The sequence below is a fragment of the Flavobacteriales bacterium genome, from assembly GCA_021739695.1.
GTDB lineage: Bacteria > Bacteroidota > Bacteroidia > UBA10329 > UBA10329 > UBA10329.
On sequence record JAIPBM010000006.1, the window covers coordinates 181,132 to 191,955 of the forward strand.

Consider the following 10,824-nt stretch of genomic DNA (forward strand, 5'->3'; position numbering starts at 1 on the left):
TAAACGATTAAAAACAGGTGTTTGTCGAAAAAAATAATCAATCTGCAGTTTGAATACGAATCAGCTCGTTTTTCAAACCTTGGTCATGAGGATATAGAATCAACCCGCGCTCTAAGGCAGCCTTCGCCTTTTCTTTTTGGTCAAGTTTCAAATAAAGTCGGGCTATTAAAGAATGATAAGCAGAAGACGACACACCCAATTTCTCGCCTTCGAGCATTGTTTCTATGGCTTTATCTTGTTTAGAAGTATTGAACTCACATATAGCCAATAAGTAGTGGAAATCAGAATTCTTTGCCCCATTCTCCAATGCTTTCTCAAAATATGGTGTAGCTTCATCATACTTATCGAAACTCATATAATACTTTCCCATCTGAACGAATGGAGGAGAAAGGTTCGGATACTTCACTAAAGCCTTTTCGAATACCACCTTTGCTTTATCAGGAAAGCCAAATTCCATGTATGCAGCTCCAAGATCCATGTAGACGTTAAACAATCTATCTGTCAATTCGAAGGTGTGTTCGTAATAATGGAGCAATTCAGCACTAGCTTGAGTCTGCTTTGCATACGGCAGTTCGTAATAATGTCGATGTAACAACAGCGCGTAGTTGTAATTAGCGCGAACACAGTTTTTCAAGTTCGGCAGGTCCGTCTTAAGTAATGTATCGTTGTCCTTCCAAGCTAAATTTCTTTTCCAAGTTGCGGCTGACAAAGGAATTACAGCCAGTCCGAAAACGATGCTGATAAAAACTGGCTTCACTTTCAATCTGTACATGGAAAGCAATGCGATCCCTATTCCTAGCGATGGTACGAATATGAACCTTTCAGCGAAAATATCGGGAGCAATTTGAACCAAGTGCAGATAAATGGAAGCTGTGACCAAAAAGAATGTGAGTCCAAAACCCAATTCAGACCTTTTACGGAATCCATGAACGATACCAGCCACAATTCCGATCAGAACAATAAGAGATAACCAAACCCTGTAATCGCCCCAATGCATGATTGGGAATTGATTGTAGCTATAATCATGAAGCAACGGTAGTGGCATCACCAATCTATACACGAAATAGCCGAGTAGAAAAATAGCAGTGGCAATCCGTTCAGAAAAGCTCGCCCCAAACAAGGGGTTCCCAACAAATCCATCCTGATGGAACACCCCTTTCTGGTAAAGAAGAAAATCGTTTGACTGAAAGAAAACATCAGAATAAACAAACATTCTAGATGCGAGAAGAACCAATAAAATCACAATTGCTGGCACACACTTCTTCAGATATTCCTTTTTATCGTCTGTGTGAACCACAAACCAAGGAAGAATAAAGGCAATTCCACAAAAGGTAATGGCACTTTCTTTTGAAAGAAAGCCGAGTAACACTAAAATCCCACTCGCCCAAAACAATATTTGTTTTTTCTCAAGAAGTGCCTTCCGATACACGAGAAGACCACTTAAACCGAATATCATTGCAAGTATCTCGTCTCTACTTTTGATGTTGGCAACCACCTCGGTATGAATAGGATGGGCAACGAACAGAATTGTGATAAGCACATTACCCCATTGAAACTGCGGAAAAAATGAATGCAGAAAAAAGAATACCAAAGCACACAGGATACCGTAATAAAACATGTTCATTCTGTGGCTCGCAGCCGGATTCATTCCAAAAAGCTGAACATCAGTAGCAAAAGAGAGCAAGGATATTGGACGATATCCGTATCTATTTTGCGTTTCGTTTGATTTGATATTCTCGAAAAGTTCCGGAATGTCCTTCAATCCATTTTGAACTCGCGTGTTTTCGGTTAGCACAATGGCATCATCCCAAGCATAATCATGTTCAGCAGTATTGGAATATTGCAACACGGCCAGTAGGAATACCACCAGAAGCTTAATCCATATTGTGCTGTACCATTTCATCTTTATTTGTTGAAGCCGATTATCTCGCCAAAGCCGGTTCTGGTTCGAATGTAAATAAGCCAGGATAAAGCACTTTCACTTGATCGATCACTTCCACTGAATCCCGAATGACAACCTTTTTTCCATGTTGTGTTAAAGCAACAGCTAATCGGAGTTGCTGCGATTCGGTTATTTGTGCTGTTCCTTTCTTGTAAGCAACCCCTTGAAATACCACTTCATCCTGATGGTTAGATAAGAAATGTTGCAACTGAAATTCAAAATGCTCATCATTCACCTTATCGGTAGCCTTGCTAAGCTGAAGTGGGTATTCCAACATTTCTCCAAACTTGCCCAATGCTCGATTGTCTCTGGGAAAACATGGCCCTCCGAACCCGAAGCCATAACCAAGATACTTTGGTCCAATACGGGAATCTGAACCTATCGCAGACAAAATTTTGTCTGGATCTGCTCCTGCCTTTACTGCAAGATCACCAATTGAATTGGCGAATGAAATCTTTGTGGTAAGGAAGCAGTTTGTAGCAAGTTTAGCAATCTCAGCACTCAACGGATCCATTCGGCAGTAAACAGGATCGTTCTCTACCATTCGTTCGTAAATGGCCTGTAATCTTTCTCCGACCAATTCATTTGCCTCTCCTATCAGCACCTGATCGGGGCTCATCTGATTCTTAATGATATCTCCCTGTGCAATAAACTCCGGATTGTAGCTAACCGTAAACCCCAACGCTGAAAGTCTTTGCCCCAAATCCGAACAATATCCGGGCATCGTGGTGCAGCCGATGTAGAGATTCCTAGGCTCCGTTGATGAAGATAAAACATGCAGCTTCGCCACTACCCTTTCAATCTGAGAATGATCATAACCCCCATCAGGCAATGAAGGAGTTGCAACCATGATGAATATATCTGTGATCTCCTGTTCTGAGATACATTCAATATCATCCGTCAGCATTAATCGTGTAGATGAAGCCAACATTTCGTTTACCTGTGGCTCTTGGCTTTTAAATGTTCCATCCTGCAAAGATTTCAGGTATTGAGCGTGGGTTTCAACTCCCCAAACCTCAAAACCTGCTCTCTCTAGGTTCAACGCAAAACAAATACCCAGTTTACCTACACCAATTACGGCTATCTTTTCAAGCATTCTCCGTACTTTTTCCAGTAAAGGTATACTCTTTAAACTCCTGATTCGCCCAACCCCAGTCGTCCTTATTCAACCCCCAGTTTCTTTGATCTTTTACCATCTTCATACCCGCCCGATGGACAATTGAATAATCCAAGCTCGGTTTGTCAGAAATGAATCGAATTGTTTGAATGATGTCTTCGGATTCCCAACCATTCTCATGATCGATATGATAAACACAAGCATCATACGGGAACAACACTTGTTTCATGCCCATTGCACTTGCAGACCAAAGTCCCATACTATCTATATGTATCGAGTACATATCAAGCTCCGCGTAGCCATCAATCTTGAACCAATCTTCTCTACTCATAAGCGTAAAATCACCACAAGCCATAAAATCGATGGTAAAGTGCGGGAACTCGCCTTGATGCGTCTTTTTCCAAACAGATATCAGGCCCCAATTGATGAGTTTAGCCAACCTTGGGAAATTATAGATCACTGAAGGCAAGGTAAGCGCTTCATAACCTGGTGACTTACCCAATCTTCGGATAACATTTGACTCACAAAACTTCAACTGCTTATCAAGTGTGTCAAAATCGAGAACGTCCTTCGGCACGTCACATCGATTTGAGCGATAGAACTTCCCCTTCTCCAGTTTCTTTTCACTTAGATATCGGAATGCCGCATCGCTGAAAAGGATATCGATATTGGTGCAAAGCACAAACTCACCTTTTGCCCTGCGGATTCCAACATTCTTGGCTATCATCTGATACAACGGCAACGCATCAGAAAATCGGTATCTATAGTGAATTTCCTGAGGTACTACAATGATCCTAAGCGAGACCGGAACATCATTGGTCGGATGTTCAAGCACATCTTTTAGCAAGGGTTTACCTGCTGGAGGATTCCATTCTACGATGACCAGTTCTACAGGCAATTGGAATTTGCGTGCCTGAACGTACACGCTATTCACAAAGGCCTGCGTCCGCTTAAGGAGGTCGCCTCCATGATTGTCGTTTCGGGTAGTGGCAACAATGGAAAGGTAGCACGGAGAATCTATCACGGGGCGGAGGTTATTCTAAACAATCTTCAAATTTAGTTTTATTGAAGGAAGCACATCCAGAGTGCACTTACAGTACACACTCCTCGAACTGGTAATTGGCCCAACCCCAATCTGGTCTATTTATCCCCCAGTTTGAACCTTCTTTCACCATTTTCATTCCGCCCCGATGGATGATTGAATAATCGAGACTGGGCTTATCTGCCAAGAAACGAATGGTCTTCATAACATCATCAGATTCCCAACCGTTTTCGTGATCGATGTGATACACGCACGCATAATAGGGGAAAATCACCTGTTCCATTTCAATGGCACACGCAGACCAAAGTCCCATACTGTCTATATGTATAGAATACATGTCGAGTTCAGGGTAACCATCTATTTTCAACCAATCGACCTTGGCCATAAGCGTAAAGTCGCCACAGGTTACCGTATCCATTCTGAAATAGGGAAACTCACCAGGATGTCTTAGCCTCCACAAATACAACCAGACCGAATTGAAAAAAGCCGCTACTCGCGGAAACCAATAAATGAACTTTGGAAGTGCCACGGCTTCCTGACCTTGGGTTTTACCCATTCTACGGAACATGTTCTGCGATGCGTACTTTAACTGCCCATCGAATGATTTGACATCCATGATTTCCTTTGGGACATCGCAACGATTAGTACGATAGTATTTGCCTTTCTTCAAAGACCGATTTGACAGAATATCAAAGCACTCATTTGAGAAAACTATATCAATGTTGGTACAAAGAACGAACCCACCTTTTGCACGCCTTATACCAACATTCTTAGCCGTCATTTGATAAAGTCCAATCGATTTGGAAAACGCATATGAGTTGTGCACTTCAGGAGGTACTACAATAACCCGCAGCATGACTGGTACATCTAAACCGGGCCCAATAAGTACCTCTTTTAGCAATGGCCTGTCTGCTGGTGGATTCCACTCTACGAGTATCAATTCCACTTGGAGTCCTGTTCGTTTTGCCTGATGATAAACGCTGTTAAGAAAGGTCTGAGTTCTTCTCAGCAGATCTCCTCCGTGGTCATCATTACGAGTGGTGGCCACGATGGATAGGTAAAAGGAAGTTTCTGACAAGAGCTGATCCATACTTTAAGTATTCCAAATGTAAGCGATGATGAACAAGCAATGACAACTTTCACTTCAGAGTCATCACTGGAAGATCGTAATTGGCCAGACCCCAATCTTGTGGATTTCCGCTACGAGCATCGCCCGTTTTCAACAGTTTCTCAATCTTTTGCCTGAATTCCCTATGAGCCATTTCCTGATCAGACTTACCGCTCACCTTGGCATCAAATCTACGCTCATGCTCCTTGTGGAAAATAGGCTTGAAAAAGGTGCGTTCTTTCAACCCATATTCAGATGCTCGAAGAACCATCATTGAATCTACATGAAGAGAAATTCGCGAAATCTGATCATACCCCCCCAGCTCTAACCACACTTTACGCTCCATAAGCATAAAATCTCCGCTTGCATTACAATGGCGCTGGTATTCTATCCTATCGTAATACACAGGAATCCTCAGAAGATCCAAAAAAGGCCGCAAGTAAATCGTACTACTTCTCCATTTGTTTGACACGGAAACCCAAAACCAAAGAAACAAATAGCTCAACCAATCATAACCTGCAATAGAGACCTCTTGCCCTTTAAACCATATTTTAAAGGCCGATTCAGATAATTGCTCGGAAGGACCAGTTCCGTCTAATTCGAACTCACGGTTGCTAAAATCAATCCGATTGGCGCGGTAGTATTTCCCTGCACGAAGGTTCATCAAACATGGGAAGAGATCAGTACTAAGAAGGACATCCGGATTCATTACCAGAAGAAAATCGCCATTCGCCCTTCTGATTCCAACATTCTTGGCAAGATATTCTACAAAAGGTACAGGTTTAACCCCTGTTTGAGTAACAAATTTTTCATGAATTTCAGGCAACACAGTTATCACCTTCACTTCCACATTACCCTCAGACACAGGCCAAGAAATAAAACGCTGAATAGGTTCGTTGTAAGGAACTGGATTGTAATTCACAAATATCAACTCTGAAGATATACCGTTCTTCTTCAGATTCTTTACCGTCCAAGAAACGAACATTTGCAGACGTTCACGGAATTCACCCCCATAATCATCGTTACGGATCGCAATAACAATAGAAAGAAACGGTCTTGACAACTATGATATTTTAAGGAATAAGTCGAAGATAACCAGCTTATTGCAATGAATCCATCACTTGATAGTCTAAGTTCAAAGTTGCTAGCTCCTTTACGAGAATTTGCTCCAGGTAATCAGCATACGCCAAATGGCCTTCATCATTAAAATGACCATCCTCTCGATCGTACATCCAAACCTCAGAGTTATGCTGGTAATATGGAACTTCACCAAAAAGATTCGGAATCAGTTCAGCACCATTTAACTTGCCGTTTTTAAATTCAGGAATTACTGACATTACAAATTTAGCACCTATGGAATCACAGAAACGCTGCATTTCCTCAGATTGAACAGCTGTTATAGGTGATTGTGGAAACTTTTCTCCGATAAAGAAATGATGGTCAATAAGGCCAAGATTGACCAAATATTCCCAACACAGCGTGCTAAAAACTGTAGTTGAAAAAATCTTATTAATCAAGGTGTTTTGGGGGATAATCATGTTCTTCATTATATTTTCATAAGCCTCATTTGCCGTTGGAAAGGAAACCCCAAAATGATTGCTGTAGATTACCCCTGCATTGGTATGGTAGTTCAACGGTACTTTTTCACTCAGCTTTCGTTCAAAATATTGCACGTCATTCCCCATGAAAAAATTGCACACAACTACGTCTGGTCGTATCAACGGTCCGTACTTCTTAAGAATGGCCTTGTACTGAGAAACATCCGCACCGCTGATTCCTGTATTGTATACCCACAAACCCCTTGAAAAGAGAATATTAGCAAAGCTGTTTGTGCAATCAGATGCTGAGTGACCCCAAGTGAAAGAGTCTCCCAGTAAGAGTATTGAAGGTTTAGAATCAGCCTTTGCAACAAACGGTATGGAATAAAAGCCTTCCTTATTTATCGGATCTGATGCATATTCTGCATATTTTCTATCCCATGCTTGTCTTTCATCGAATTTCAACTTATTGAATCGAACCCAAAATTCATTCAAAGGTTTTGAGTAATCTGTGTCAAGTCCATGGCCCATCAAAACAGAGTACACTTCATGTGGATAGCGTCTTTCCTCCGATAAATGCTCAGAGGCACTAACATGGCGATTTGGTCGAGCCTTCATCTTGGCAACCAACTTAGTGTCAACAGTTAGTATTCCTGTCGAATCGGTAGTAAATCCTTCGAAGACAATCAATGAGTCAACTGGATGAACCCATCTATTATATCCGAACTGTCCTGGTGTGTAATCCAAAATCCGCAACCCGATCTCAACGGCAATCACGGTAAACAACGTTGAAAAGAGCATCAATCCTAAATTTTGAAAGATGTTGGGTACTGAAAAAGCAAAAAGTAGGAGAATCAACGACATCATTGGCAGTCCGAACTTGACAAGACCACCGACCAGGTAAATCCAACTATGATAATTCGGAAATGCACGTTGAAGTTCTTCCGCCCCAGCGCTGAGTAACCAGCAAAGGTCAACGTTCAATAACTCTATGCCTGAACACCACGATTTGAAAAAATAAATAAATGAAATGCAAACTAAAAGTTGCCCAACGGCAATCCATTTCAGCTTATTCGAAGGCGCTTCAAGCACTTTAGATTTTTAGATTGAGAATCTTAACAATTATTTCTTCCTGGTATTTATGAAAAACTTCCATCCTTTGGTCTTCAATTAATCAACTCAGTTTTCTGCAGACCTTCGTTATCGTCCGGATACCAAGAAGGATTCAGTCTAACGGAACACATTACTCTAAGCATAACTCAATCCAGTACTAATTCAATTCAGTTAGCTTGTCATATATCCAAGCGTAAGTTTTGGAAATGCCAGCTTGAAGATCAAATTTAGGCTTCCAGCCTAATTCAGCTTCGATGATGCGATTATCAGAGCATCGGCCACGCACTCCAGTCGGGCCACTGATGTTTCTGACAGTAATCGACTTCCCACTGATTCGCGCAACAAGATGGGTGAATTCGTTGATGGATATCATTTCTTCAGACCCGATATTGACCGGCCCAACAAATGAACCTTTCATTAGCAGCCTGACTGCATCAAGGCAATCATCAATGTAGAGGAATGACCTGGTTTGCTTGCCATCGCCCCAGACCTCCACCTCACCTCCTTCAACGGCTTCGGCCACTTTACGACAGATTGCGGCCGGAGCCTTTTCCTTCCCGTTGTTCCAAGCTCCTTTTGGTCCGTAAATATTATGAAACCGTGCAACCCTAACTGACAATCCATGATTTCTAGCAAAGGTCAGATACAATCTTTCGCTGAAAAGCTTTTCCCAACCATATTCGCTATCTGGTTCAGCTGGATACACCGAATTCTCTTCACACTTCGGATTCTCCGGGTCCATTTGGTTTCTTTCCGGATAAACGCATGCAGATGAAGAATAAAAGACCTTTCCAACCTTTTTGAGCACACATTCATTAGCAACATGTAGATTGATAAGAGCTGAATTGTGCATTACGTTCGCATCATTCAATCCTGTAAAAATGTACCCGGCACCTCCCATATCTGCCGCCAATTGATAGACCTCATCTGCTCCTTCTAAAATGGAATGCGCAACTACACTGGCATGGCGCAGATCTCCTAGAATAAATTCATCTGCTTCGGTTTCTGCATACTCTGGATACTTGAGATCAACCCCTTTTACAAAGTATCCCTCGCTCTTTAGGCGGCTAACCAAATGACTACCTATGAAGCCACCTGCTCCTAATACGATTGCAACTTTCATGATTTAGGATTGGTGAATTTGTTTCCTGTTAACGCCTGTAGTTCTGTATCGATTGACTGATCATTGAACCCCTCCTGTTCCATCGTTCAAATGTATCGTTTTTGAATCTTTCAAGCATGCTGAAATAAGCTTAATCGCCATGGTTACTCACCTATTGATTTGGCCTCTTCCGAACCAGTAAAGTTTATCCGTAATGACGAAAAATAACTTTCTAACATGATTGTCAAATCCTATTAGAATGACCAACATAAAAGGCCAAATATTAATATTGGACCAAACGCATACGGAGCTTGCAATGAGTAACGGGAAGTTGAAATTATAGAGGTCATCTGCAAAATCAAACGCGTGATTCTTATTGAACTGATAAGAACCAAACCTTCTCCCATGAAAATAATACGCAAGCACAAGCGCCACCACCGCAACAAGACCAAATTGAGGAATAGAAGTCAGCCAGATCAAAGCAAGAATCAATTCCAGAAAGAATACCCCCCACTTCGCTCTGAGAAGTGTATCTAAGGAGAATTTGAGTGCTAAAGTTGTAAGCCCCGTTTTTTCATCATCATCCCTGTCCGAAACCTGCCCGTTAATGAAGTTCCGTACCTCCCAAGTATAAGACCACAACAAGTAAACCAACAAAATCACATTCGAACCTTCCTTGACATGAGGTAAATGAAGCAGCATCACCGAAATCAAAATGTAAGGCAACGTTCTTTCATAAAAACCTGTTGCAAGCACGGCAAGAAAGCCTCGTTCTTTTAATCTGATCGGCCTTAACGAGTAACTAACATTTAGGGCCACTTGCAGTGCAGAAAGCAGTAAAAGCAGTGGCTGTCTGATCAATACTACAAGCACGAATGCGCAAATGAATGAACAAACCATAATGAAGACTGACCTACCTTTTCCAATGCTTTGAACAAGATTTGACTTTCCGACCTTACTATCGGAATCAACATCACTCAGGTCATTGAGAAGATGACCGAAAATGGCAAGGCAGATGAAAGCTGCAAAGAGCAGAAGAATGTTGGTCCAATAGACGAAATCGATAATAATGCCAAATTCGAATGTTATCAAAACAGCAGTCAAAAGTCCGCCTGCGATCTTATATACCCACCATTTGTCTATTTTGAACAGCATCTTATCGAGAAATATGTGCATTTAAGTCTGCGTTGACCTATAGCAAACACGTGTTACGTGCAAGCCAATATAATGGATGATGATTACTTTGCCGATCAATTACCTCGACTTAATGCAAAGATTATCATCATTTTTCACCATCTTCACACTAACTCTACTCATCTGTCTCTCTCAGTGTTCGCAAGATGATAGCAACCTCAAATCTCAGCGTACAGCAGTCAGAAAGTTTGACCACCTGTTAAGCGATAAAATGACCACGTTTGACAAAGCCGTCACATTAAGGCGATTGGTTGCAGACACACTGGACACTGGCTTTACTTCGGACAGCTTGTGCTTAAATTTTCATACAATTTCCTTTGAAGATTTCGCGACCGATTCATTCCTGAAAAAATTCGCTGATAACTCCGGAGCAGGTTACTGCGGTCTTGCTGCGAGCATTCTCTGTAAGACTCTTAATGATCATGGGATTAATGCGTACACATATAACTTTGGGTTCAAGGGAACCAGATTCACCCACGTTTTGGTTGTTGCCCAAACTGACGATAACGAATGGACTGTTCACGACCCTTATTTCAACTATTCAATCACTGACTCTTTGGGAGAGCCACTGGATTTTTTCCTGATGATGGAAAATCTTGCCCTTAAGAATCATTCAAACCTCTTATTTTCAACGGACACTGTAACAAGGGACGTACACGTTAACGACA

General features: G+C 41.7%; 9 protein-coding genes. 1 reads left to right on the plus strand and 8 read right to left on the minus strand.

Annotation, left to right across the window (positions count from 1 at the left end; all coding sequences use genetic code 11):
• Nucleotides 1-37: 37 nt before the first annotated feature.
• The 8 genes from K9J17_05690 to K9J17_05725 all read right to left on the minus strand — a co-directional run bounded on the left by K9J17_05690 (nt 38) and on the right by K9J17_05725 (nt 10,138).
• Nucleotides 38-1,903, minus strand: a complete 1,866-nt coding sequence (locus K9J17_05690; protein ID MCF8276210.1) for a tetratricopeptide repeat protein — start codon at nt 1,901-1,903, stop codon at nt 38-40.
• 19 nt (nt 1,904-1,922) lie between these two features.
• Complete coding sequence (locus K9J17_05695; protein MCF8276211.1) at nt 1,923-3,038, minus strand: nucleotide sugar dehydrogenase; 1,116 nt, start codon at nt 3,036-3,038, stop codon at nt 1,923-1,925.
• Nucleotides 3,031-4,083, minus strand: coding sequence for a hypothetical protein (locus K9J17_05700; protein ID MCF8276212.1), 1,053 nt, complete (start codon nt 4,081-4,083; stop codon nt 3,031-3,033). Before K9J17_05700 ends, K9J17_05695 begins: the two co-directional genes overlap by 8 nt.
• A gap of 67 nt (nt 4,084-4,150) precedes the next feature.
• Nucleotides 4,151-5,191: a hypothetical protein gene (locus K9J17_05705; GenBank protein ID MCF8276213.1), complete on the minus strand. Its 1,041-nt coding sequence runs from the start codon at nt 5,189-5,191 to the stop codon at nt 4,151-4,153.
• A gap of 49 nt (nt 5,192-5,240) precedes the next feature.
• A complete protein-coding gene (locus K9J17_05710; GenBank protein ID MCF8276214.1) occupies nt 5,241-6,272 on the minus strand; it encodes a hypothetical protein in 1,032 nt (343 codons plus the stop codon).
• A gap of 37 nt (nt 6,273-6,309) precedes the next feature.
• Complete coding sequence (locus K9J17_05715; GenBank protein MCF8276215.1) at nt 6,310-7,614, minus strand: SGNH/GDSL hydrolase family protein; 1,305 nt, start codon at nt 7,612-7,614, stop codon at nt 6,310-6,312.
• Nucleotides 7,615-8,017: 403 nt separating this feature from the next.
• Nucleotides 8,018-8,983 (minus strand): NAD-dependent epimerase/dehydratase family protein, encoded by a 966-nt coding sequence (locus K9J17_05720; protein MCF8276216.1) that lies wholly within the window; start codon nt 8,981-8,983, stop codon nt 8,018-8,020.
• 147 nt (nt 8,984-9,130) lie between these two features.
• Complete coding sequence (locus tag K9J17_05725) at nt 9,131-10,138, minus strand: UbiA family prenyltransferase (GenBank protein ID MCF8276217.1); 1,008 nt, start codon at nt 10,136-10,138, stop codon at nt 9,131-9,133.
• 229 nt (nt 10,139-10,367) lie between these two features.
• Between K9J17_05725 and K9J17_05730 the strand changes: the two genes are divergently transcribed.
• On the plus strand, nt 10,368-10,824 hold a 457-nt coding region (locus K9J17_05730), incomplete at its 3' end, for a hypothetical protein (protein MCF8276218.1).

Excerpts from the sequence above, each read along its gene's own strand:
- K9J17_05715 (MCF8276215.1), bottom strand. The coding sequence starts at position 7,614 with ATGATGTCGTTGATTCTCCTACTTTTTGCTTTTTCAGTACCCAACATC.
- K9J17_05695 (MCF8276211.1), bottom strand. The coding sequence starts at position 3,038 with ATGCTTGAAAAGATAGCCGTAATTGGTGTAGGTAAACTGGGTATTTGT.
- K9J17_05705 (MCF8276213.1), bottom strand. The coding sequence starts at position 5,191 with ATGGATCAGCTCTTGTCAGAAACTTCCTTTTACCTATCCATCGTGGCC.
- K9J17_05690 (MCF8276210.1), bottom strand. The coding sequence starts at position 1,903 with ATGAAATGGTACAGCACAATATGGATTAAGCTTCTGGTGGTATTCCTA.
- K9J17_05720 (MCF8276216.1), bottom strand. The coding sequence starts at position 8,983 with ATGAAAGTTGCAATCGTATTAGGAGCAGGTGGCTTCATAGGTAGTCAT.
- K9J17_05725 (MCF8276217.1), bottom strand. The coding sequence starts at position 10,138 with ATGCACATATTTCTCGATAAGATGCTGTTCAAAATAGACAAATGGTGG.